The organism is Pseudomonas sp. H3_D04, from assembly GCF_054669175.1.
In genome coordinates this window covers 1904212-1928213 of sequence record NZ_CP162801.1, presented here as the reverse complement: position 1 = coordinate 1928213, position 24002 = coordinate 1904212, and the positions used below count along the sequence as shown (strand labels likewise).

Below are 24002 nucleotides of genomic sequence, written 5' to 3'. Positions count from 1 at the left end.
CTGCACCGATGGACCCGTCCTTTTCATATGAGGCCCTGGGCCGGCATTCGTTGCATCACGCGGTGACGATTCAGAATCCGCTTGCTGTTGCAAGTCATACCTGTGGGTGAATCCTTAACACCTATATATCCCTTCGAAGCAACCTAGGCATAAGTGACGTAATTTCGCCTCTGTTTAAGATACAGACGTCAAATGCCAAGGCTTGACCGGACCCAAAAACGTCCAGGCTCAAGTCAATTCGACGCTGACGTCGGATCGCCGGACTCATGCAAAGCCTCTTGGTGTTTGAACCTCCCCTGATCAAATAGGAAAACAGGATGAAAACGCCAAACGTTGTATTGGGCATCGCCCTCCTTGCCACCACCGGCTTGATATCGGCGATGACCCACGCCGCCGAACCACACGCTGGCGCTGCCGGCGGCAGCCGGGCAGGCGGAGATCGGGATGCAACGGCCCCTTTGGTCCAACACGCCGCTGATAAACCCGCTGACCAACACCTTGCCGAGGGTGGTGCTGACCGCTTGAAAGAGCGGCAACTGGCATCGGACGGCTCCGACCACCTCAAGCAGAACAGCCTTGCCGAGGGCGGTGCTGACCGCTTGAAAGAACGGCAACTGGCATCCGACGGTTCCGACCACCTCAAGCAGAACAGCCTTGCCGAAGGCGGCGCTGATCGCTTGAGAGAACGGCAGCTGGCATCCGACGGCTCCGACCACCTCAAGCAGAACAGCCTTGCCGAAGGCGGCGCTGATCGCTTGAGAGAACGGCAGCTGGCATCCGACGGCTCCGACCACCTCAAGCAGAACAGCCTCGCCGAAGGCGGCGCTGATCGCTTGAGAGAACGGCAGCTGGCATCCGACGGCTCCGACCACCTCAAGCAGAACAGCCTTGCCGAAGGCGGCGCTGATCGCTTGAGAGAACGGCAACTGGCATCGGATGGCTCCGATCATCTGAAGCAGAACAGCCTTGCCTACGGTGCCAACAGCAATATGCGCGGTACGCGTGTAGCGGAAGGCGGGTCTGATCGTTTGATGCAGAACCGTGTTGCCGACGGTGGCTTTGACTTCGGTTCCGACACGAACTCGGACTTCTGCTACGCCTGCCGCTGATCGAGCACCCATTCAATGCTCGACAACAAAGCCCCTCACCACAAAAGCTCCACGCTCAGGTGAACAGCAAGACGTCTACAAGGGGCTTTTTCAGTTCCTGAATAACGCTTTCCAAACGCCCGCCAACCCGTTTTTTTGGCGGGCGTTTTTTTCTTCTGCGTTACGCCACCACGGGTTCTCTTTTCAGCGCGGGCAACGCAATGGCGAACGCCAGGCCAATCAGCCCCGCCGCGACCGCAAAGGTGATCGCCATGCCGTGGGCGACCGCTTCCGGGGCTGCATGGGTGATGTCGGGCGTCGAGGACGCCAGCGCAAACACCGCGCCCATGACCGAGGCGCCGGTGATGAGGCCGAGATTGCGTGACAGGCTCAACAGTCCGGCAATGACGCCGCGCTGATCCTGGCTCACATCGGTCATGATCAACGTGTTGTTGGCCGCCTGGAACAGCGCATAACTGGCAGTCATCACTGCAATCGGCGCGAGGTAGCCGATGATGCCGACACGCGCCGGGATCAGCGACAACACGCACGCGCCGAGCGCCATCGCGACGAGCCCCGCCACCGTCATGCGCCGGGCGCCTAAACGATCCACCAGGCGACCTGCTGGGACGCCAGCCAATGCAGCCACCAGCGGGCCGACGGACAACGCGAGCCCGACCAACGCAGCATTCAAACCGAGTGCGCCCGAGAGATAAAACGGCCCGACCACCAGCGTCGCCATCATCACCGTCGAGACGAGCATGCTCATGGCCAGGCTCGTCCTCAATCCCCGATCACGCAACAGCGCCAGTTTGATCAGAGGCGATGCAGCTGTCGCCTCGACGAACAGGAAAACGCCTGCCCCGGCAACAGCGATGAGCAATAACGCAAGGTTCAGCGCCCCCCAATCGCCTTCGCCCCATGTCATGGCCAGCGCATACGCACCGAGCGTCAGGGCCAGCACCAGCGTGCCGAGCAGATCGAATGCGCCGCGCTGAACCTTCGGCGCTTGGCGATCGGCGGGCAAATAACGATAGGCGAGCACAACGTTCAAAACACCCAGCGGCAGGTTGACCAGAAAAATCGCCTGCCAGCCGAAGCCGGAAATCAACACGCCGCCGAGCGACGGCCCCAGCGTCGTGCCGATCGCCGACACCGTGCCGAGCAATCCCATGGCGCTGCCGGTCTGCGCCTTGGGCACCGTCTCACCGACCAACGCCACGGTGAGCGCCAACATGATCGCGGCGCCCAGACCTTGCACGGCCCGGGCGGCGACCAGCCACCCCAGCGACGGCGCCAGGCCGCACGCCAGCGAAGCCAACGTAAAAATGGCAATACCGGCCAGCATCAAGCGGCGACGACCGACGATGTCGCCCAAACGTCCAACACTGACGATCAAGGTGGTTATCGCGAGCAGATAGGCCAGGACGATCCACTGCACTTGCTGGAATGAAGCGTCCAGTGCCTGGGACAAGGTGGGCAAGCCTGCATTGGCGATGCTGGTGTCGAGCGAAGGCATCAGCATCGACAGCGAGAGACTGGCCAACGCCCAGCGGACCGAACCGGAGGATGCGATAAGTTTCATGGTAGGGCTCACTTGTGAACTGTAGACCTTCAGCGTATGCCGGCGCCTGACAAGGCGGAAGACGCACCGTTTGCACTTGATACCTGCATACGACGCCATGTCACCATCCGGCCGTGCTAACGTTAAAGCATGACGACTCCCGACCTGAACCTGTTGATTACCCTCGACGCGCTGCTCACAGAAGGCAGTGTGGCGCGTGCCGCCCAACGACTGCGGCTGAGCCCGTCGGCCATGAGCCGGGCGCTGGCGCGACTGCGTGAAACCACCGGCGATCCCCTGCTGGTCCGCGCCGGACGCGGCCTGGTGCCGACACCCCGGGCACTGGAACTGCGCGAACACGTCAGCCAACTGGTGCAGCACGCCGAAGCGGTACTGCGCCCCGCCGAGCAGCTCGACCTCAAGCACTTGGTACGAACCTTCACCCTGCGCACCAGCGACGGCTTTGTAGAAAACTTCGGGCCGGCGTTGATTGCTCGCCTCAGCGAGGAAGCACCGGGGGTACGGCTGCACTTTTTGCAGAAACTGAACCAGGACAGCACCCTGCTGCGGAACGGCACGGTCGATCTGGAAACCGGCGTTGTGGCGGACACCACCAGCCCGGAAGTGCGTACTCGCGCGTTGTACCAGGACCGTTTCATCGGCGTGGTACGGCCGGGGCATCCACTGAGCAAGGGCAAGATCACGCCCGCCCGGTATGCGGCCGGCCGGCATGTCCTGGTCTCGCGGCGCGGACGGGACCAAGGGCCAATGGATGATGCGTTGGACACGCTTGGACTGACCCGTGAGATCGTCACCATCGTCGGCGGTTTTTCCGCGGCCCTGGCGTTGGCCCGGGCCTCGGACCTGATCGCGACGGTGCCCGAACGCCACACCCACACGCTGCGCGCCGGCCTCCACAGTTTTCCCCTTCCGGTCGCCACGCCAGTGATCACCATTTCAATGCTCTGGCACCCGCGAATGGACGCCGATGCCGCGCACCAGTGGTTGCGCGGATGTCTTCGGGCGGTGTGTGCGGGATCGCTGGATTAGCAAACTGATTTTTGTCGCCGCCGGGTCTAGACTCTATGCGTTGCTTCGGGCCACACCGGTCGGGCCAGCGATCTGGATAGAAGGGAACGTCATGAGCGACAAAGACAATTTGCGTAAGTACTCCTCTCAAGTGGTCGACGGCGTGGAGCGCGCGCCCGGCCGTTCCATGCTGCGGGCCGTGGGCTTCACGGATGAAGACTTCAAGAAACCGCAGATCGGCATCGCCTCGACGTGGGCGATGGTCACGCCGTGCAACATGCACATCGACAAGCTGGCCATCGAGGCCGAAAAAGGCGCGAATGCCGCGGGCGCCAAGGGCGTCATTTTCAACACCATCACCATTTCCGACGGCATCGCCAACGGCACCGAAGGCATGAAGTATTCGCTGGTGTCGCGGGAAGTGATCGCCGATTCCATCGAAGTGGTGGCCGGTTGCGAAGGCTTCGACGGATTGGTGACCGTGGGCGGTTGCGACAAGAACATGCCGGGGTGCCTGATCGGGATGGCGCGGCTGAATCGCCCGTCGATCTTCGTCTATGGTGGCACCATCCGCCCGGGCGCTGGCCACACCGACATCATTTCCGTGTTCGAGGCCGTGGGTCAGCACGCCCGGGGTGACATCAACGAGATTCAGGTCAAGCAGATCGAGGAAGTGGCGATCCCCGGCCCCGGCTCCTGCGGCGGCATGTACACGGCCAACACCATGGCCTCGGCCATTGAGGCTTTGGGCATGAGCCTGCCCGGTTCCAGCTCCCAGGACGCCGTCGGCAGCGATAAAGCCTCGGACAGTTTCCGCGCCGGCCAGCAGGTCATGGAGCTGCTCAAGCTGGACCTCAAACCGCGCGATATCATGACCCGCAAGGCATTCGAGAACGCCATCCGCGTGGTGATCGCCCTCGCCGGCTCGACCAATGCCGTGCTGCACCTTTTAGCCATGGCGCATGCCGTGGATGTCGAACTGACGCTGGATGATTTTGTCGAGCTGGGCAAGATCTCCCCGGTCGTGGCCGACCTGCGTCCCAGCGGCAACTACATGATGAGCGAGCTGGTGGCCATCGGCGGCATCCAGCCGCTGATGAAACGCATGCTCGCGGCCGGCATGCTGCACGGCGATGTGTTGACGGTGACCGGCAAGACCCTGGCCGAGAACCTGGAAAACGTGCCCGACTATCCCGAAGGCCAGGACGTGATTCTGCCGTTCGATCAGCCGGTCAAAAAGGACTCTCATCTGGTGGTGCTGCGCGGCAACCTCTCGCCGACGGGCGCTGTGGCCAAGATCACTGGCAAGGAAGGTTTGCGCTTTGAAGGCACGGCGCGCGTGTATCACGGTGAAGAAGGCGCGTTGGCCGGGATTCTCAATGGCGAAGTCCAGGCCGGCGACGTCATCGTCATTCGCTATGAAGGACCCAAGGGCGGGCCGGGCATGCGCGAAATGCTCTCGCCGACGTCGGCAGTCATGGGCAAAGGGCTGGGCAAGGATGTCGCGCTGATCACCGACGGCCGCTTCTCCGGTGGCTCCCATGGTTTTGTGGTGGGGCATATCACGCCGGAAGCCTTTGACGGCGGGCCGATTGCGCTGATTGAAGACGGCGACAGGATCACCATCGATGCTGAGACCCGGCAGATTACGGTGGATGTTTCAGACGCGGAATTGGCCGAGCGCAAGACCCGTTGGGTGCGGCCGGAATCCAAATACAAACGCGGGGTGTTGGCCAAGTATGCGAAGACTGTGTCCAGTGCTTCGGAGGGCGCGGTGACGGATAAATATCTTTAAGGGATAGGTTCTGCGCTGTCTGATCTGGCGCATTCGCGAGCAGGCTCGCTCTTGCATGGGATCTTCATTGAACACAGGATCTGTGTTCGAAGCAGACCCCATGCAAGAGCGGGCCTGTTCGCGAAGAGGCCTTCAATATCACCAAGAATCAATGGATCAGCGCACAAGCCTCAAAGCCGAAACCGATCCACCGACTGCGACAGCTTGCCCGCCAAGGTCGACAGCTCATCAGTCGTCGAAGCCGTCTGACCAATAATCTTGCTGTTACCCTCCGACATCCCGGCAATCATGTCCACCTGTTGGGCAATTTCGTTACTGGCCAGGCTCTGCTCGCCGATCGTGCGAGTGATGTCATTCACCAGCTCAGTGGTATTGAGCGTGGCTTCAAGAATTTCGCGGATCGCGCGCTCGACGTCGGCGGTCACCGCCATGCCTTTGTCGACCTGCGCAACGCCCGCCTCCATGCTGGTCACCGCCTCGCGGGTGCTTTGCTGGATGCGCGCGACCATGCTGGCAATTTCCTGCGTGGAGGCACTGGTGCGTCCTGCGAGACTGCGGACTTCGTCGGCCACCACGGCAAAACCACGGCCCTGTTCACCGGCGCGAGCAGCTTCGATGGCGGCGTTGAGGGCCAGCAGGTTGGTTTGATCGGCGATGCCCTTGATCACCTGAATGATGCTGAAAATTCCCTCGGACTCCTTGTCCAGCGTGCGGATCACCTGGGCTGACTGCTGCGCCGAACGCGCAATGCCGTCCATGTCATTGACCACCTGATGAATCACCCGACCACCGTCCTTGGCCAATGCCTCGGCCTGGTTGGCCATGTTCAGCGCACGTTCGGCGTGACGGGTGACTTCCTCGATGCTGGCGGTCATTTCACTGGCGGCAGCGGCCATGGTGCTGGCGGCGACGCTTTGCTGCTGGCTGCTGTCGGCGACCTGATGGCAGCCACTGCTTAACTGCACGCTCATGCCGCTGACGCCATGCGCATTGCTGCGAACCACCTCGATCATGCCGCGCAAGTCACGCTGCATGGTCGCCAGGCTGCGGATCAAGGCGCTCGCTTCGTCATTGTGGGTCGGTTCGACAATCGGCTCGCTGAGGTTGCCATGGGCGATGCTTTGGGCAATGCGGCTGGCGGTCTGCAACGGCCCCATGATGCTCGAAATCACCCAGCGTCCCTGGATCAGCAGTAACAACAGGCTGGCGATCAGCACGATACCCAGCGTGAAGTTGGCGCTGCTGATGGCCTGCTCGGTGTTTTTACTGGTCTGTTGGGTGCTGGTTTCGATCACCTCGCTGAGGGCTGCCATCTGGTCTTCCAGTTGGCTGAACGCGGTATTGAACGTGCCGAGTTCCTTTTGCGCGGAATCCGGATTTTCCAGCGCCAGACCGACAATGCGCTCGGCGGCGCTGATGTAGGTGTCGAGGCTCGGCTTGACCTTGTTCAAGCCCGCCTTGATGGTGTCGTTGACCGGCAACTGGAGGTTTTCACCCAGCACTTCACGAAAATGCGCCGCATGCTCCTCGATGGAACTGTGCACCTCGGCTTTGCTGCTGGTGCTTTTGCCCAGTCCGACCACCATCGCGGACAGCACATCGGCGCGCAGTGCGTCGTGCATCATGTCGGCTTCGAGGTGATTGCGCAGCGCGGTCAAGCTGACCTCGTTGTCCTTCACCGCTTCGGCCATCCGGGTGTTTCCCACGTAACTGACCAGGCTCACGATCAGCGCGGTGAGCAAGCTCGTACCAATCAGCAGCAACAAACGTAATTTTATAGACATGGGGTAGCCCTCTCGGTACGTCGCTTTTATGAACACGTTATCGGCGGCGCCCGCCACTCTTTGATGCCTGACGCCGGACTTTCAGTGTTTTGCGACATGCGGTAGTCACAGCCGCTGTCTCCAGCGCAAATTTCCCCCCTTCACGCCTGAACCTAGTGCCTGAACGCAAGTCTTAGCCGAGCCGTGAATTCCCATTGCCGCTGTCATCTCATCAGAGCTGCCGTCCCATGCGCCAACCTCGCCTTGCCTTGCGTTTTGTCTCGCTCTGTTTCATGCCTTTGCTTGCTCTGTTTGCCAGTCCTGCTTATGCCAGTGGTGAACGGCAACTGGTGGAAGCCATCAACGACTACCGTGCCCACCCGCAACGTTGCGACAGGCGCCCGGCCCAACGTTTGGCCCCGCTGTCATTGAAGTCGAACCTGGCGTTGCCGATTGGCTATGGTGGCGGTTTGCGCGATCGATTGAAGGCTTCAGGCTATGCGGCGGTGACGGTGCGCACCCTGCGTGTGGTAGGCGCGCAGGACGCCGACGAAGCGTTTGACCTGTTTCAGGACGAATACTGCGGGGCGCTGCTGGATAACCAGTACGCCGACATTGGCGTCAGTCGAGCCCGAAGCGAGTGGCAGATCGTGCTGGCGCAACCCGTTCTCGATAGCCGTGTGGGTGATTCGCGTGCGGCGAGCAAGGGGCTGTTGGCGCAGGTCAATGCCGCCCGGGCCAAATCACGGATGTGCGGTCGTCAGCGCTACCCCGCCGCACGACCGCTGAGCTGGAACCCCGCCCTCGGCGCGGCAGCGCAAGGGCACAGCAAGGCCATGGCCTATGGCAATTACTTTGCACACCGTGACCCCGACGGTGATGGCCCGGCGGATCGAGCAAGGGCCGCCGGTTACCGAGGTCGGCAGATCGGCGAAAACATCGCCGCCGGGCAGAGCTCACCGGGCAAGGCAATGGCAGGCTGGCTGGCCAGCCCCGGGCATTGCGCCAACTTGATGAACCCGATGTTTACCCAGGTGGGCGCGGCGTATGCAGCAGACGCGCGCAGTGATGAAGGGGTTTACTGGACGATGATGTTTGGTGCGCCGTGATCCTGATTCTGCGCTGACGCTTCCGATTCGCTCCAGGGCTAGCGCTTGCGCGCCAGGCGTTGCTGCCAATTGCCGCCATTGGCGCGCTGGCATTGTTCTTCAGAATCAAACTGCACATGGGCCGCGACCGATCTGACGTGTACATCCGCTTCGCTTAATGCTGTAGCCGTCAGTTCGACCATGCGTTCGCCCTGCCCGCTCGCCAGCGCCTGATCCTTGTTGGCCTGGGTGTCGAAAACCCAGAGCACCCTCAGGCTGGAAGGAAACTCCTCATAATCGACTTCGTGGGTCAGCCATTCAAAGCCGACGATGTGCGCTTTGGCCGTTTCACACGCCTCAGTCAGGGTGGCAATCAGGCGACGCTCGATGTGTGCTTGATCGCGTTTGCTTAAACCCATGGGGAATCCTTTGATGGTCGAAATGTTAAACCGCTGTCAATCGTTCACTTCTTGGGGCAATCGATGCTCCCTGCCAATCAAACCGATTTCGCCGGACTCCAGGGGTTCCTGAGTCAGCCCACAAAAGGCCCCGCCAGCCACTGTCTGATGGAAGCGACAAGATCGGCAAAACCCGAAACCCGGTACATCTTCCCCTTGTTGAACAGTCCTCAACAGCTCCAGCCGCAACCCTTCCAGATCCTCTGATCGAGCGCCCATGCGCTTGGCGGTAGCGACCAGGACATCCGGAGGCATCCCGTCGTCCAACAGGGCCCAGATCGTTAGCGCTGATGGTTTTGTTCATGCTATCGAACCCCGATTCACTCGAACGGGATAACCGAAGTGTTCATCATCTAGCCCCGCTCGCCGTTGAGCATGGCCTGATGAAACGTCGGCAATTCTTTCAAAGAATACAACGACGCCTGCTGAAGTACGGACTCCCGACTGCCAGAAAATCGCTGCTTGCGGCTGAATACCGCCATTTCCTGCCCGGCCATGAAGGCCCATGCAAAGCAAACCGTGCCGGCTGGAATACCATCAACATCCTCCGGCCCCAGCAGCCCTGTCGTGGACACCGCCACGTTGGCCGGGCTGTCACGCAGCGCGCCGATGGCCATTTCCCGAGCCACTTCGCAGCTGGTGAGATTAAAGGTCTCGATAGTGATTGCACTGACTGCGAGCAAGCGTTGCTTGGCCTCGGGTGAGTAAACCACGTAGCCGCTTTCAATCAGCTCACCGCTGCCGGGCACCTGGGCCAGCAGCGTGATGATACTGCCCGCCGTGCAGGATTCTGCGGTGGTCAGCCGCAACGACTGTTGACGCAGATAATCGACGACTGTTTCAACGATCGACATCGCACTTAACCCGTTTTCCGTGTTTAACACCGAATCAAACTTCAGCCTCAGCTGTGCACCGGCGAAGCTCATCAACCGCCCCTCTTCCTTAGTGCTCGGTGATAATCCTCGCCCGCGATGGCGCGCAGATACGCTTGATCGGCCTCAACCCTGAGGTCGCGCCATTCCTGCCAGCTCACGATTCCCAGGCGATCCATCTCGTCAGACTGACGAATCAGCTCCTCGTGATACGCATCGGGGCACTCCATGCGCAGCTTCAAGTCCTCAAGGACAAGATGCCAGGTGTTGAGCGCACGCAGCTTTTGCTCTTGCGCCGGAGTCAGCAGATTGGCAAACGAGTGCATGGCAGCGCCCCCCGAGAGTTCTTTCAGAATGGATCAATCCATCGTGAAAGCGGTTCAGGTGCACCGACCAAAGGCAGTTTTTCAAGGCTGCGCCCCAATGGTGAGACGCAGTCCATTGCCATGGCTTATTTCCCGTTAAGAAACTCGACCGTTTGCGCCGTACTCCACAACGCATTGGCGATGTAGCGATAGTTGATCAGCGCTGCCAGGTAGCCATCGCCCTCGGGAGTCGTCGGGCCGGCGGTGGCGTCCCGAACCACGGCCACTTCGAAGCCAAGCTCCAGCAGTTCACGCAAGTGCGACTCGACACAGAGGTTCGCCGCCATGCCCGCCAAAATGATTTGCGACACGCCGTGCTTGCGCAGCTGCAACGCCAGGTCATTGGTTTCCGGGCCGTACACCTTGTGCGGTGACGCGATGATGGTTTTGCCGTCGAGAATGTAGGGCTTGTACTCGGGCATGAAGTCGGCACCGGAGTTCTCGAAACCGTCGAGGGTCAGCGGCCCCTTGCGATCAAACATGCAGATACTGTGCATGACCTTCTCAAGCGGTCCGCCGAAATGCCAGTCGTGGTCACATGGATAGTAGTAGTGCGGCGAAACGGCGACCGTGATGCCCGCGCCCTTGGCGGCCGCAAACAGCTGGCCGATGTGCTTGACGGTATCGTGCTCGACGATGCTTTTTCCAAACACGCCCCAGCTCACGCCTTCGGGGCTGAGGAAGTCGATTTGCGGATCGATCACCACCAGCGCGGCCCGCGAGAGATCAAGCTTCATGCCGGGATCTGGCAGCGCAGGCTCTGCCGGGTCTGCATACTGGGGGGCGATGCGGTTCGAATCGTTGCTCATGACAGTGGACTCCGGTCGATAACAGGAAAATCGCTCTGCGCCATGGCGCCCGGGTGGGGCGTTGTCTACCATCGGCGAGAACTTCATCCTATTGCCCTGCCCTGCGCGGCTTTTGCCTGGACGTGCAGAGTCTTTACCCGGTCGTCTCTATCATGGATATCCTGTCCGAATTCTTCGAACGCACCAACCTTCAGGGCAGGCTGTTCTTCTCTGGCAGGGTCGATGGCACGCTGGTGCTCGACAAGCCTCCTGGCATGGCGTTCATCCATGTCATCAGTGAAGGCGGGATCGACATGGTGCAACCCGGCCTGCCGAAGATTTCCATCACCGAACCCAGCGTGTTGTTTTGCCCGAGCAGCTGCCGCTACCAGTTGCGCGCCAGTTCGGCACACGGCGCCGAGCTAATCTGCGCCTCGTTCCAGTTCGGGCGCAACGCCCTGCAACCCTTCCCTCTGGGCCTCAAGGAAACACTGGTTTTCCCGTTCAGTGAACTGCAGAACATCACGCCCGTGATCGGCTCACTGCTTGCCGAATTCAAGGATCAGGCCCCCGGCAGAACCAAAGCGCTCAACCTGTTGCTTGAGTACATTTTCGTGGTGTTGGTGCGCCGTTCGGTCGTCGAGCAAAAGATTTCCAGCGGCCTGCTTTATGCGCTTCAGGATGGGCGACTTGGGGCGGTTTTCCAACGTGTTCACCAGGAGCCGGAGGCGCTGTGGACTGTCGAGAAACTTGCTGGCCTGGCGAACATGTCCCGGTCGAAATTCTCTGCGTACTTCACGCAGATCATGGGTGCATCACCAATGGGCTACGTGACGGCCTGGCGGATGAAAGTGGCCCAGGACCTGCTACGCGACGGGGTTCAGATCAAAGTGGTTGCCGCATCGGTTGGATACAGCTCGCAAGCTTCTTTCTCCCGTACTTTTCTCAACGTGATTGGCTGTCCACCGGCTGAATGGTTGAAACGTGATGCCGCTGGGGAGGTGCCGCGGGTGACCGCGCGCGTGCAGCGGGTTCGGTCGGATGACGCGGCAAATGAAACTGCGTGAGCTCGCGCTTTTGTGTCTTCTAGCGCCTTGAGTTTTATACTTCTGTCCCGGTGGCCAATACACCGGGGTGCGGTATCACCACCTCCCATGGAAGACGTCCGCGCACGACAAATCAATCGAATGGAATCCATCACAATGAGTTTCACTGCTATACAAAAAGTCTCCACTAAAGCCTGGTTCGCGCTTGCGGCCCTGGTGACAGTTCTAAGCGGCATTGCAACGATTTACGCCACGTTTCACGAAACCAACCCCAACAATCCCCGCTTCATAGGTCGCTGGACGACCGATTACACCTACCCGATCACCAACGGCACGTTCGAATTCAAGGGAATGACGGAGTACTTCCGCAACGGACGGTACAACGTCAATGGCGTTGTCTTTGTGGACGGAACCGTTGAAGCCAAACCTTACCGGCTTGAGTACAGCGTAAACGGAGCCGGCAGCTGGACGGCCGATTCCAGCCTGCTTTCGTTCACATTGGCTGACATGAAATCAATTCCCAAGTCTTACGTAATCAACGGCACAGCCATTTCCCCCTTGCTGGTTGCCAAGTTTGCCGGGCCCTCCTTGCCAAACTTTAGCGACGGCTTAGCGTCCGGCGCTTCCGACGAACTCAAAATCCTGATGATCAAGGACAATGAGATAACGCTTGAGGGTAAAGACCCGGCAGGGAATGCCTTCACCCTACAGACGTACAGACAGCACTAGGTTTCAGCAGAAAAAGCGTTTGTGCCTGTGCTGCTGTCTTGGCGGGCAAACCACGCTTCCACAGAGATAGGGGTCGATCACGTCTTGTGTGAACGACGCAGGTCAACCGTAGGAGCGTGGCTTGCCCGCGAAGAGGCCGGAACAAACAGCACATATTCCGAAGACGTCCCTGTTACCGCCCCAGCCTTTGCGACCAACGGCGTAATTCACCTCAAGCCCGCCACGATCGCTCTGGCCCGACAGTCTCCGGCGCTAAATCAAACTGAACGCGACGACATGGCTGGCCGCTACAAATACCTGCTTACAATTTAGCCAGTCATAAAACCCGATCGTGTACTAACGAGTGTTAGTTTGGCCGCCTTATCGGTCCATGAGATGCCAACGTAGTCATGCGCATCAAACTTCCCAGTTTTCCTGCCTTCTGTGCTTACCTTCTACTGTCCTGCCTGTTTGCGACCGCGTGGATCACCAATCCTGCCAATACGCACTCTTCCTTTGCCCTGATCAGCCCCGTGATGGCAGTGGCCGGCAAAGTGGCCAAGCCCATCTATACCAGCCGTTTCGCCTCCTCCGGGTTGGTGGATTTCGTGCATTCCTCGGCGGTCACCGCACTGCCCGACGGCAGTCTGATGACGGTCTGGTTTGCTGGCTCCCGCGAAGGCGCAGCCGATGTACAGGTGCGCTCCGCCCGGTTCGACTCGAAAACCGGCGAATGGGGTGCTGAACAGGTATTGGCCACTCGGGACTCGACCCAACAGGGCACTCGAAAATACATCCGCAAGCTGGGCAACCCGGTGGTGGCGCTCGCGCCGGATAATCGGGTGTGGTTGTTCTACGTGTCCGTGTCCATGGGTGGCTGGGCCGGTAGCGCGGTCAATGTGATGGTGTCCGATGACTTCGGTGAACATTGGTCCGCTCCGCGCCAACTGATCACCTCGCCCTTTCTGAACATCAGCACCCTGGTCCGGTCGGCACCGGTGTTTCATGCCGACGGTTCCATCGGCCTGCCGGTCTATCATGAGTTCCTGGGCAAGTTTGCCGAGTACCTCTACCTGAGCGCAGACGGCGATGTGATCGACAAATTCCGCATCAGCCATGGCATGAATTCGTTGCAACCCGCGGTGGTGCCGCTGGATGGCCAGCGCGGCATCGCCTTGCTGCGTTATGCCGGCAACACCCACCACCGTGTCCTGGCGACCCGCACTGAAGACGCCGGGCAAACCTGGAGCGAACCTTATCCGCTCGACCCCTCGAATCCGAATTCCTCGTTGGCTGCCGTCGCAACACCCGAACATGGGTTGCTGGTGGCGCTCAACGACCTGCAGGAGGGGCGCTTCAAGCTGAGCCTCTATGGGACCGACGCCAAAATGGACGATTGGCGCTCATTACGCGACCTGGACAAATCCCCGGATCCACTGGGCGCGCCATTTTCTCCCGAAGCCTACAAGGAGATCATCGGCAGAGAATTCCGCGGTTCCAGCGGCGCACGCCGCCATTCACTGGAAGCGGAGTTCCTGGATAACCTCGACAACCGTGTCTGTAAAACCCAGGGGTGTGAATTCGAATACGAATACCCGTATTTCATCCGCAGTCCTGACGGTATGTATCACTTGGTTTATTCCTGGAACAACACCTTCATCAAGCACGTCACCTTTAACGATGCATGGCTTAGCGAGCGCCTCAAATGATCAGCCTGTGGCAAGCCCATCTCAGCTTCGCAATGATCATCTTCCTGCTGCTGCCGTCGTTCGGCTTGTCCAGGAACTGGCGGATCGCACTGCTGGCCGCCTTGCTGGCCGTCAGCTTCTTCTCGCCGGACGGCTTGTCGTTGGCCGCGTATTTGCGCAGCTACATTGATGACCTTGCGATCACCACCCTGGTGTTCATGGCGTGGGGCTGCTTGCGTCGACTGGACATGCTGCCACCGGCACGGGGAAGGACCGGCGTATTGATCCTCTTCGCCGCGATGGCCCTGGTGTTGTACCCGGCCACTCTGGGCATGAGTGATGTGGACCCCTATCGGTTAGGCTACAGCCCGCGCCCCATGTTGATTTTCTTCGCAGTGCTGACGCTGGGCCTGTTTTACCTGCGCAATGGCCTGGCCGTCTTGATGCTGGCCAGCGCAACCCTGGCCTTCATCGCCGGGATCAAACCTTCGCAAAACTATTGGGATTACCTGGTTGATCCGCTGTTGGGTCTGTATTGCTGCGGGGCACTGCTGACGCTTGCCCTGCGCTGGACCTATCGCCGCTCAAGCAAGCGGCACGGTGCAGTGAGCGACGAACTCAAATCCGTTTGAGATTTAACGACTTTTTAACAGGGGAACAAGGATGGGTTGGCTGCACTCGAGACGTTTACATTATTGGCTAGGCGCTACAGCGATTGCGTTTGTGCTGTTTGCACTGCTGAGGATGGCGTTCTTCTTCGGCTTTTCCGGGTTCGAACCCAAAGCCCTGATCGACACAAAGGGCGTCTGGGAAACCCTGAGCATCGGCTTCAGTTTCGATTTGCGCCTGGCCATCCTGACCATGTTGCCGTTGGCGTTGCTGGCCTGGATGCCTCGCTGGAACCTGCTTCGCAGCCGCCTGCTGCGCCGTATCGCACGTGTCTATCTGGTCGCCGCCCTGAGCGTTTTGCTGCTGATCTACATCATCGACTTTGGCCACTACGCCTACCTGGGCGTGAGGATCAACGCCACCGTGCTGCGCTTCATCGAGGATGCGCAGATCTCCCGCGACATGGTTTGGCAGACTTACCCGGTGATCTGGATTTCACTGGGCTGGCTGGTAACGATCGCACTGGTGACACTGGCCCTGGTGCGCCTGGAACGCGTCACGCTGGACCGCCCTCGCAAAGCCATTCGCAAGCTCTCCGCGACGTGGGGCGGTGCGTTGATGGTCGTCCTGGTGCTGCTGGGCATTTTGGGTCGTGTCGAAAACATGAACCTTGAAAACCCCGTTCCGTTGCGCTGGAGCGATGCGTTCTTCTCGGGTAATAACCAGATCGCCGCACTCGGCCTGAACCCGGTGCTGTTTCTCTACGATACGGGCAAAGTCGGCCAATCGCGTTATGACGAGGCGCAAGTGCGCGAACATTACGCAGTCATGGCCAACTACCTGGGCGTCGACAAACCCGACCCGCAGACCCTTGATTTCGTGCGGCACCAGGCCCCCCAACCGTACAAAATCCCGGGCTCGCGTCCCCCGAACGTGATGTTCATCATGCTTGAATCGCTGGGCACCAGTGCCGTCGGGGCCTACGGCAACCCGATCAATCCGACGCCCAACCTCGATCGATTGGCCACTCAGAGCTGGTTCTTCGAGCACTTCTACGTACCCGTAACGGGGACCGCGAAAACCGTCTGGGCCAGCATCAGCGGGGTGCCTGATGTCACGCGGCAGGAAACCGCGACGCGTAATCCGCTGATCACCCAGCAAAACACGCTGATCAATGCGTTCACCGGTTACGAGAAGATCTACACCATCGGCGGCAACTCCGGCTGGGCCAACATGAATGCCCTGATCCGGCAGAGCATCGACGGCGTGCGTCTGTTCGAAGAGCGGGACTGGAAATCGCCGGTGGTGGACGTCTGGGGTATTTCCGATCTGGACCTGTTCAAGGAAACCGACCAGATCCTGCAAGCACTGCCCAAGGACAAACCGTTCTTTGCCTATGTGCAGACGGCCGGCAACCACCGTCCGTTCACGATCCCAAAAAGCAATGACGGCTTCGAGGTCAAGCACCCTACCCTGGCCGAAGTGCAGGCCGCCGGATCGCGCAGTGTCGAGCAGTACAACGCCGTGCGCCTGCTGGACTTCAACCTCGGCCGCTTGATGGAAATCGCCAAGGCCGGTGGCTGGTACGAAAACACCATCTTCGTGATGTTTGGCGACCACAACACCCGTATCGCGCAGATCCCGTTCCTGGCACCGGCCTACGAGCAACTGGGCCTGGAGAGCAACGCGGTGCCGATGATCATCCACGCACCAGGCTTGATCGGGACGCGCCAGGTCAAGGAAGCGGTCGGCCTGGTGGACCTGCTGCCCACCGTGGCGGGGATGGCCGGCCTTGAGTTTCGCAACAGCGGCATGGGCCGTGATATCCAGCAGCCCGCGCGCGAGGGTGAGCGCGTGGTGCCGCTGGTATTGCGTGAGGGCACGTTCCCGCTGATTGCCGGCGTGACTCAACACTACATGGTGCAGATGGAGCACGACGGCAGTTCGCCGACCCTTCACGACCTGGCCTCGATGACGCCACGGGACAACGTTGCCGAGAAAAACCCTGAAGAGTTCAAACGCCTGTCGGCGCTGACCCGCGCCATGCATGAAACCTCACGGTTGATGCTGTACCAGAACGTTCGAAAGTAACCGTTCAAGCCCCGCAAACCCGCGTCTATGCTCCAGATAGACGCGGGCCCTCCCCGCGACACCCGTAAAAGACTCTGTCTATTACTCCCCAATACTCCACCTATTAGCTGACTTCCCAAGTGGGGTCTAACCTGTATCCAGCGCTGGCGGAACAAGCTGGCCGGTTTAGTGCTGATAAGGAGACAGGAATGAGTCCGAAGCTTGACTAGGCCACCCGTGGGCCACCGCGCAGGCAACTCGATTGCCGCAGTTCAGAATTCCCGTGTGGTCCAGACAATCAGTTGATCCAACTGTGGGTCCTGCAGCCTATGTCATTGAATTCGCTCGTTGCTATCTAACGCCCACCCCGGGCCGATAGCCGGATGAAACACGACCAAAGGTAGCTCACACATGGCAAATGAATCGAAATGCCCGTTCAATCACGCCGCTGGCGGTGGCACGACGAACCGCGATTGGTGGCCGAACCAACTGAATCTGAAGATCCTGCACCAGCACTCGTCCCTGTCCGACCCCATGGACGAGGGCTTCAACTACGCCGAAGAATTCAAGACCCTGGACTTTGAGGCGGTCAAGCGCGACTTGACGGCGCTGATGACCGATTCGCAAGACTGGTGGCCGGCGGACTTCGGTCACTACGGGCCGCTGTTCGTTCGCATGGCCTGGCACGCCGCAGGCACGTACCGCACAGGCGACGGTCGGGGCGGCGCCGGCTCGGGCCAACAGCGTTTTGCACCGCTCAACAGCTGGCCGGACAACGTCAGCCTCGACAAGGCACGCAGGCTGCTCTGGCCGATCAAGCAAAAGTACGGTCGCAAAATTTCCTGGGCCGACCTGATCGTCCTTACCGGCAACGTCGCGCTGGAGTCCATGGGCTTCAAGACCTTTGGTTTTTCCGGAGGCCGTGCGGACGTCTGGGAACCCGATGAAGACGTCTACTGGGGCTCGGAAAACAAATGGCTGGGCGGCGACACCCGCTACGGCAAAGACGACAATGCTCCCGTGGAAGCACCCGGTGACGGTCCACTCGTGGCCGAACCCGGTAAAAACGAGGAGAGCCGTACCGAGCACGGTCGCAACCTCGAAAACCCGCTGGCCGCCGTGCAAATGGGCCTGATTTACGTCAACCCCGAAGGCCCGGAAGGCGAGCCAGACCCGGTCAGATCCGCCATAGACATCCGCGAAACCTTCGGCCGCATGGCAATGAATGACGAAGAAACCGTGGCGCTGATTGCCGGCGGCCACGCCTTCGGCAAAACCCACGGCGCCGGCCCCGCCGACAACGTAGGCGCCGAACCTGAGGCGGCGGGCCTCGAAGCACAAGGCCTTGGCTGGAAGAACAGCTTCGGCACCGGCAAAGGCCCGGACACCATCACCAGCGGCCTGGAAGTGACTTGGACCACCACACCCACCCGCTGGAGCAACAACTACCTGGAAAACCTGTTCGGCTTCGACTGGGAACTGAGCAAAAGCCCGGCCGGTGCGCACCAGTGGGTTGCGAAAAACAACGCGGGCGCCGGCACCATCCCGGATGCTTTCGACCCGTCCAAACGGCGTAATCCCACCATGCTGACCTCAGACCTGGCCCTGCGATTCGACCCGATCTACGAACCGATCTCGCGGCGCTTCCTGGCCAATCCGGATCAGTTGGCCGACGCCTTCGCCCGTGCCTGGTTCAAACTGATCCACCGTGACATGGGCCCCCTCTCCCGCTACCTCGGCCCGGAAATGCCCGGCGAAGAACTGCTGTGGCAAGACCCGATCCCGGAAGTCGACCATGCTTTGGTCAACGACAGCGACGTCGCAGCGCTCAAGAGCAAAGTGCTTGCCTCGGGCCTGAGCGTCTCGCAATTGGTATCAACAGCTTGGGCAGCGGCTTCCACCTTCCGTGGCTCCGATAAACGTGGCGGCGCCAACGGCGGTCGTCTGCGTCTGGCGCCGCAGAAATCCTGGCAAGCCAACCAGCCTGAGCAACTGGCGAACGTGCTGGCGAAACTGGAGAGCATCCAGAGCGAGTTCAACAACAGCGGCAAGAAAATCTCGCTGGCGGATTTGATCGTTCTGGCGGGTAATGCAGGTGTCGAACAGGCCGCAAAAAATGCCGGCCACAGCGTCACCGTGCCGTTCACACCAGGGCGGATGGACGCCTCGCAAGAGCAGACGGATGTCGAGTCTTTCGGCTTCCTCGAACCCATCGCCGATGGCTTTCGCAACTACCTCAAATCCCGTTACAGCGTGTCGGCCGAGCATCTGTTGATCGACAAGGCGCAACAGCTGACGCTCACCGCGCCAGAAATGACCGCGCTCGTGGGTGGTCTTCGCGTGTTGAACACCAACGTCGGGCAAACAAAACACGGCGTGTTCACCCAGCAGCCAGAGGCATTGACCAATGACTTCTTCAAGAACCTGCTGGACATGGGCGTGGAATGGAAACCGACCTCAGAGGCCAACGAGGAGTTTGAAGCACGCGATCGCAAAACCGGTGAATTGAAGTGGACCGGCACGCGGGTTGATCTGGTCTTCGGCTCTCATGCGCAATTGAGGGCGCTGGCTGAGGTGTACGCGAGCAGTGATGCGAAAGAGAAGTTTGTGAAGGACTTCGTAGCGGCGTGGACCAAGGTGATGAACCTGGATCGCTTTGATGTGAAGTGATGCCGTTGTTGAATCTGTGAGCCTGAAAGGGGCCACCTCGATCCAGTGATACGGAGAGGCGTGGCCCTTTTGTCATTTGCGGGTGCCTGTCACCGCGCACCGGTCGCAATCATCACAGTGTTCAGTAACCCACCCCACGAACACCACCCGATGCCCGAATTGATTCGCCGGTGACCCAATGCGAGTCGTCGGACGCCAGGAAAACGGCAAGCGGCGCAATGTCTTCAGGCTCACCGAAACGGCCGAGCGGCGTACCGGCGATCAGCTGTTCACCAAACGCTCCGGCGAAGTTGCCCTCCGTCGCCGGCGTATTGGTGTGACCGGGCAAGATCGAGTTGACCCTGATCCCTCGCGGCCCGAGCTCTCTGGCCAAGGCAAACGTCAATGTATCAACCGCGCCCTGGTGGCCGAATAAACGCTGGAGGCCAAGTAGGGATCGGTGCTGAGAATCGAGCTGATGTTGATGATGCTGCCCGAGGGGCCAAGCAGCTTGACGGCTTCTCGGACCGCCAGGAGATACCCGAGCACATTCAGATTGAATTGCTGGTGGAACGCGTCCTCGGTGAGGTCTTCGATCATTTGAAATACCGCGACGCCCGCATTGTTCACCAGAATATCCAGCGCCCCGAAGTCCGCCTTGACCGTGTCGAACAAGCGGACCACATCGGCTGATTGGCTGATATCCGCCTGAATGGCGACGGCTTTACCGCCCTGTCCCTGAATCTGCGCGACCACCGCATCGGCGTCGGCTTTGCTCGACGCGTAGTTCACAACGACCGTTGCTCCTGCCGCGCCCAATGCTTTGGCAATACCTGCGCCGATGCCTTTCGATGCGCCCGTGACAACAGCAATTTTTCCTTCAAGTTTCATGAGGCTGACCTTTACCTGAGTTGATTGATCCATCGCAGGTCTGCCTGCCATCAGGTTTTGAAGGCCTGAATGCAACCTGCCGCTTGCCCCCAGTATCCGGGCAGGCGAAGGACAAACGGTTGCCAGTTGTTATCGAATGCTTGCCTATTCTTCTCGCATGGCTTGCCCTGCTCGCGGCGATGGCTCATGTTCAGCGCATGAATCCTGCGATCGAAGAACTGCGCCGCCTCGTGATGCGCGCGGAAAACAAGTGGACGGACACCGGGCTGCCGCGTGTGACGATGGTCCAGGCGGAGGCGTGTGCGAGCCAGGTGTATCAGCCGATGCTGCACCTGGTGCTCCAGGGTGCGAAAACCTTGTCTATCGGCGATCAGGTTTATCAGTATCTGCCGATGACCTACTTCCTCGTGCCGGTGGACGTGCCCGCCACCGGTGAGATACACCCCGGCGGACCAGGCTTGCCCTATCTTGCGATCAGCCTGACCCTGGACCCGAACGTCATCGCGACGCTGCTGGCAACCGACATCAAGACGACCGCGCCGTCACCCGCAAGCCGCTTTGCGGCGGTGCCGGCACAGGCTGAAATGATCGACGCCTGGTTGCGCATGATGCGGCTGATGGACCGCCCAAACGAAGCCGCGATACTGGCGCCGATGCTTGAGCGGGAGATTCTGTTTCGAGCCTTGCAAGGACCGCTAGGGCCGATGCTGCGTGAAATCGCTCGCCCGGATGGTCGTCTGGCGCAGATACGCCGCGCCACCCAATGGATCCGTGAGCACTACACCGAACCCTTTCGCGTCGAGCCACTGGCGACCATGACCGACATGAGCGTTGCGGCGTTTTATCGGCATTTCAAATCCATCACAGGCATGACGCCCATTCAATATCAAAAGCGCCTGCGCCTGCTCAGGGCTCGCTGGTTATTGCTGTTCGACCCTCGCGATGCCGCTTCAATTGCCTTCACCGTGGGGTATGAAAGCGCATCACAATTCAGCCGTGAATATGCACGCCTGTTCGGGATGCCTCCGGCGCGTGATGCTGCTAGGTTCAGGGCGCCCGTTGTCCCGGGTGATACTGACATGACAACGCTTGATTTGCGGCCTGAGCTTAGTCCTGCCTGACAATATCGACCGAGACCTCCCTCGCCGCGATTGTTCCTCGGTTCTCCAGCCAATGGGTGGTGTTCCTGTCCTCGGGCCAGCCCACTCCCGGCCCGTAGTCCGTGGCAACGCCATTGCGATGATCAGTAATGGTGCCTTGCAGGATGTAAACGACACCCGGCCTGTCTATATGGTTGTGGACCGGTCCGAAAACGCCTCCGGGCTCGATGGTCACCATACGCATTCTGAGTTGGCGCCCTGCCATTCCCTCAATCTCAGGACCAAGATCAATCGTTGCCAATAACGTCACTTCGACACCTTTGGTTTCCGGTGCCTTCTGGTCGCGGCTCATCTTGCTCTCCTCGGTGTACATTCAGGGCCTGACACTCAGTAGACACCTTGAGCAAAGCAAGCGGTCGAGAAGCGACAAAGGGTTGGTCGAACCCTATCTTCAATCGAACCCCTCCACGCCTGAAAGGTCTGCTCCTGTAGTACTTCTCTGGAATGAGCTCTCATGTCTGCGCACCAAAGCCTTGTTGTACTCGCTCGGGGAGGCTATGCCGCTCGCGGCGTTCTTTACCTGATCATTGGCATCTTCGCGCTGCTGGCGGCTCAAGATTCGACAAAACCCAAAGACAGTCACAGGAGCCTGGAGGCCGTGTTAAGCCAGCCTTTCGGTTACGTTTTAGTCGGATTGGTGGTGGCAGGCCTGCTCGCCTTCGCCTGTTGGCGAGTGCTGCAAGCCCTGCGCGACGTTGATCATCACGGTCACGAAATGAAGGGGTTGGTCATCCGGGCAGGACTGTTGGCAGGAGGTTTGGTCAACGGCGCGCTGGCGTTTTTTGCGTTGGGCTTGCTCATCAGCGGCATCAGCAGCTCGGGCGATTCCGGCGGCGGGCAGACCAAGGATCTACTGGCGCACCTGTTGTCCTGGGAACACTCGAATGTCGTGGTCTACCTCGTCGCGCTCATCCCTCTGGGCGTAGGCATTGCTCACATCATCAAGGGCTGGAAGTCGTCGTTCGAGAAATATTTCGAAGCGGACGAAGACGTCATGCGCTACGTCCGTCCGGTCTCTCGATTCGGTCTTATCGCCCGTGGCGTCGTGTTCATCGAGATCGCCCTGTTGCTGATCATCAGCGGCTCCCGCTATAAAGCCATGGACCCGCCCGGAATGAAGGAGGCCCTCGATGCGCTGCAGAACCTGCCGGCCGGCGGCGTCATCTTGATGGTGATGGCCCTGGGATTGATCGCCTTTTCGGTGTACAGCTTGTCCGAAGCCGCCTGGCGCAAGATCAACATGGATGTGCCTGGCGTACCGGGCGCCTAGCGGCATGAATGGCCAACCGGTTTTTGCAACCCCCACACAGCTGACCTCAACGAAGGACTGATGATGACCTTTCTGATTTTTCTTTTAGCCTGCGGCGCGGCGGCCAGTACTGGCCTTCTTTTCAAACCGGGCCAGTGGTACGAATCACTCGTCAAACCGAGCTTCACGCCACCCAACTGGCTGTTTCCCGTCGCCTGGTCGATTATCTATCTGTTGCTCGCCTGGGCCGGTTACCGGTTGTCCCTGATACCTGGAAGTCAGGTGGTGCTGGCGTTATGGGCGGCGCAGATTGCCTTGAATACGCTGTGGACACCGGTGTTTTTCGGCGCACACCGCATTTTCGCCGCGATGGTGATCCTGACGCTGCTTTGGCTGGTGGTCGCCGCGATGGTGGTGATGGCGATGCGGCTAGATGTGATCACAGGCTTGATCCTGTTCCCCTACCTTGTGTGGCTTTGTGTGGCGGCTGCGTTGAATTTTTCCATCTTGCGCAATAACCGCGGATAGCGAACTTCGAGCAGCTAACTCGACTGCTGTTGTTTCACGACTCGCCGTCGACAAGTCTCACCCTGTGGCAGTCAGAAGGCCCCAGTTTTTGCCCGCTTGATGAACGAACATCCATCGGCATCAGGGCCTGGCCGGATGCGTTGTCCAACAGCACAGAACGCGTTTCCTGCGGCTGGAACAGGAAACGTTCGCCCCACTGCCTCATGCTGACCACCACCGGAAAGATCTCACGTCCTTTGTCCGTCAGGACGTACTCCTTGTAGGCGCTTCCATCTGACGCCGGTCGAACGTCGAAGACCCCGACTTCAACCAATGCCTTCAGTCGCGAGGCCAGGATATTTTTGGCCACGCCCAGGCTCTTCTGAAATTCGCTGAATCGGCGAATATCGTCAAAGGCGTCGCGAAGGATCATGAGCGACCAGCGATCCCCAATCACCTCAAGTGTTCTTGCTACCGGGCATTCGCTGCTTTGCGGTGAAGTGCCTTCGACCATCGTATTTACCTTTTGGATAACGGTTGCCAAGTCTGCCGACCAAGCTGGTTGCAATTTGAAACTTGATTCAGCAATAATCGAATCCGGTTTTTAATTGCAAC

At 59.7% G+C, this 24002-nt stretch carries 20 protein-coding genes and 3 pseudogenes; 13 read left to right on the top strand and 10 right to left on the bottom strand.

Translation table 11 applies throughout. The features are described 5' to 3' along the window. Positions 1-317: 317 nt before the first annotated feature. Complete coding sequence (locus AB4N91_RS09100) at positions 318-1109, top strand: hypothetical protein (protein ID WP_460112326.1); 792 nt, start codon at positions 318-320, stop codon at positions 1107-1109. Between the two features lie 160 nt (positions 1110-1269). Here the strand turns inward: AB4N91_RS09100 and AB4N91_RS09095 are convergent, their stop codons facing one another. After that, entirely contained in the window at positions 1270-2673 is a 1404-nt protein-coding gene (locus AB4N91_RS09095; RefSeq protein WP_460112325.1) for an MFS transporter, read from the bottom strand. A 129-nt stretch (positions 2674-2802) separates the two neighbouring features. On the opposite strand from AB4N91_RS09095, the gene AB4N91_RS09090 reads away from it, so the two are divergent. Both AB4N91_RS09090 and ilvD read left to right on the top strand, forming a co-directional pair. Next, positions 2803-3702, top strand: coding sequence for a LysR family transcriptional regulator (locus AB4N91_RS09090; RefSeq protein WP_427700514.1), 900 nt, complete (start codon positions 2803-2805; stop codon positions 3700-3702). 91 nt (positions 3703-3793) lie between these two features. Further along, positions 3794-5476 (top strand): dihydroxy-acid dehydratase, encoded by a 1683-nt coding sequence (gene ilvD / locus AB4N91_RS09085; protein WP_460112324.1) that lies wholly within the window; start codon positions 3794-3796, stop codon positions 5474-5476. Positions 5477-5646: 170 nt separating this feature from the next. On the opposite strand, the pseudogene AB4N91_RS09080 reads toward ilvD, so the two are convergent. Next, positions 5647-6243 (bottom strand): annotated as a pseudogene (locus tag AB4N91_RS09080) (methyl-accepting chemotaxis protein); the annotation flags it as partial. Between the two features lie 309 nt (positions 6244-6552). Beyond that, positions 6553-7260 (bottom strand): annotated as a pseudogene (locus AB4N91_RS09075) (MCP four helix bundle domain-containing protein); the annotation flags it as partial. Between the two features lie 227 nt (positions 7261-7487). On the opposite strand from AB4N91_RS09075, the gene AB4N91_RS09070 reads away from it, so the two are divergent. After that, the gene (locus tag AB4N91_RS09070) at positions 7488-8348 is read left to right on the top strand and encodes a CAP domain-containing protein (protein WP_010455357.1); all 861 of its coding nucleotides are present in this window, start codon (positions 7488-7490) and stop codon (positions 8346-8348) included. 38 nt (positions 8349-8386) lie between these two features. On the opposite strand, the gene AB4N91_RS09065 is transcribed toward AB4N91_RS09070, so the two are convergent. The 4 genes from AB4N91_RS09065 to AB4N91_RS09050 all read right to left on the bottom strand — a co-directional run bounded on the left by AB4N91_RS09065 (position 8387) and on the right by AB4N91_RS09050 (position 10831). Continuing rightward, on the bottom strand, positions 8387-8746 hold the full coding sequence (locus AB4N91_RS09065; RefSeq protein WP_010455359.1) for a hypothetical protein: 360 nt from the start codon (positions 8744-8746) through the stop codon (positions 8387-8389). Between the two features lie 392 nt (positions 8747-9138). Next, positions 9139-9639, bottom strand: coding sequence for a CinA family protein (locus AB4N91_RS09060; RefSeq protein WP_460112654.1), 501 nt, complete (start codon positions 9637-9639; stop codon positions 9139-9141). Between the two features lie 71 nt (positions 9640-9710). Continuing rightward, the gene (locus AB4N91_RS09055) at positions 9711-9983 is read right to left on the bottom strand and encodes a hypothetical protein (RefSeq protein WP_010455365.1); all 273 of its coding nucleotides are present in this window, start codon (positions 9981-9983) and stop codon (positions 9711-9713) included. Positions 9984-10108: 125 nt separating this feature from the next. After that, complete coding sequence (locus AB4N91_RS09050) at positions 10109-10831, bottom strand: cysteine hydrolase family protein (RefSeq protein WP_010455367.1); 723 nt, start codon at positions 10829-10831, stop codon at positions 10109-10111. A 152-nt stretch (positions 10832-10983) separates the two neighbouring features. On the opposite strand from AB4N91_RS09050, the gene AB4N91_RS09045 reads away from it, so the two are divergent. The 6 genes from AB4N91_RS09045 (at position 10984) to katG (ending at position 19601) form a co-directional block, all read left to right on the top strand. After that, a complete protein-coding gene (locus tag AB4N91_RS09045; protein WP_083376451.1) occupies positions 10984-11877 on the top strand; it encodes an AraC family transcriptional regulator in 894 nt (297 codons plus the stop codon). A gap of 135 nt (positions 11878-12012) precedes the next feature. Then, the gene (locus AB4N91_RS09040; protein ID WP_102616858.1) at positions 12013-12585 is read left to right on the top strand and encodes a hypothetical protein; all 573 of its coding nucleotides are present in this window, start codon (positions 12013-12015) and stop codon (positions 12583-12585) included. A 389-nt stretch (positions 12586-12974) separates the two neighbouring features. Continuing rightward, complete coding sequence (locus AB4N91_RS09035) at positions 12975-14273, top strand: sialidase family protein (RefSeq protein WP_010455372.1); 1299 nt, start codon at positions 12975-12977, stop codon at positions 14271-14273. Continuing rightward, on the top strand, positions 14270-14884 hold the full coding sequence (locus tag AB4N91_RS09030) for a hypothetical protein (protein WP_154913558.1): 615 nt from the start codon (positions 14270-14272) through the stop codon (positions 14882-14884). Before AB4N91_RS09035 ends, AB4N91_RS09030 begins: the two co-directional genes overlap by 4 nt. 31 nt (positions 14885-14915) lie before the next feature. Next, positions 14916-16952 (top strand): LTA synthase family protein, encoded by a 2037-nt coding sequence (locus AB4N91_RS09025; RefSeq protein ID WP_077749489.1) that lies wholly within the window; start codon positions 14916-14918, stop codon positions 16950-16952. A gap of 390 nt (positions 16953-17342) precedes the next feature. Continuing rightward, positions 17343-19601: a catalase/peroxidase HPI gene (gene katG, locus AB4N91_RS09020; protein WP_077749490.1), complete on the top strand. Its 2259-nt coding sequence runs from the start codon at positions 17343-17345 to the stop codon at positions 19599-19601. Between the two features lie 121 nt (positions 19602-19722). Here the strand turns inward: katG and AB4N91_RS09015 are convergent. Next, positions 19723-20471: pseudogene (locus AB4N91_RS09015) on the bottom strand (glucose 1-dehydrogenase). Between the two features lie 197 nt (positions 20472-20668). On the opposite strand from AB4N91_RS09015, the gene AB4N91_RS09010 reads away from it, so the two are divergent. Further along, a complete protein-coding gene (locus AB4N91_RS09010) occupies positions 20669-21592 on the top strand; it encodes an AraC family transcriptional regulator (RefSeq protein WP_460112652.1) in 924 nt (307 codons plus the stop codon). Here the strand turns inward: AB4N91_RS09010 and AB4N91_RS09005 are convergent. Beyond that, positions 21579-21923, bottom strand: a complete 345-nt coding sequence (locus AB4N91_RS09005) for a cupin domain-containing protein (protein ID WP_154913562.1) — start codon at positions 21921-21923, stop codon at positions 21579-21581. The two genes, AB4N91_RS09010 and AB4N91_RS09005, sit on opposite strands and share 14 nt — an antisense overlap. A 162-nt stretch (positions 21924-22085) precedes the next feature. Between AB4N91_RS09005 and AB4N91_RS09000 the strand changes: the two genes are divergently transcribed. Further along, the gene (locus tag AB4N91_RS09000; RefSeq protein ID WP_083376447.1) at positions 22086-22901 is read left to right on the top strand and encodes a DUF1206 domain-containing protein; all 816 of its coding nucleotides are present in this window, start codon (positions 22086-22088) and stop codon (positions 22899-22901) included. A gap of 63 nt (positions 22902-22964) precedes the next feature. Next, positions 22965-23408 (top strand): tryptophan-rich sensory protein TspO, encoded by a 444-nt coding sequence (tspO, locus tag AB4N91_RS08995; RefSeq protein ID WP_083377295.1) that lies wholly within the window; start codon positions 22965-22967, stop codon positions 23406-23408. Positions 23409-23442: 34 nt separating this feature from the next. Here tspO and AB4N91_RS08990 read toward each other — a convergent pair whose 3' ends face one another. After that, a complete protein-coding gene (locus tag AB4N91_RS08990) occupies positions 23443-23901 on the bottom strand; it encodes a winged helix-turn-helix transcriptional regulator (RefSeq protein ID WP_077749493.1) in 459 nt (152 codons plus the stop codon). Between the last annotated feature and the right edge of the window lie 101 nt (positions 23902-24002).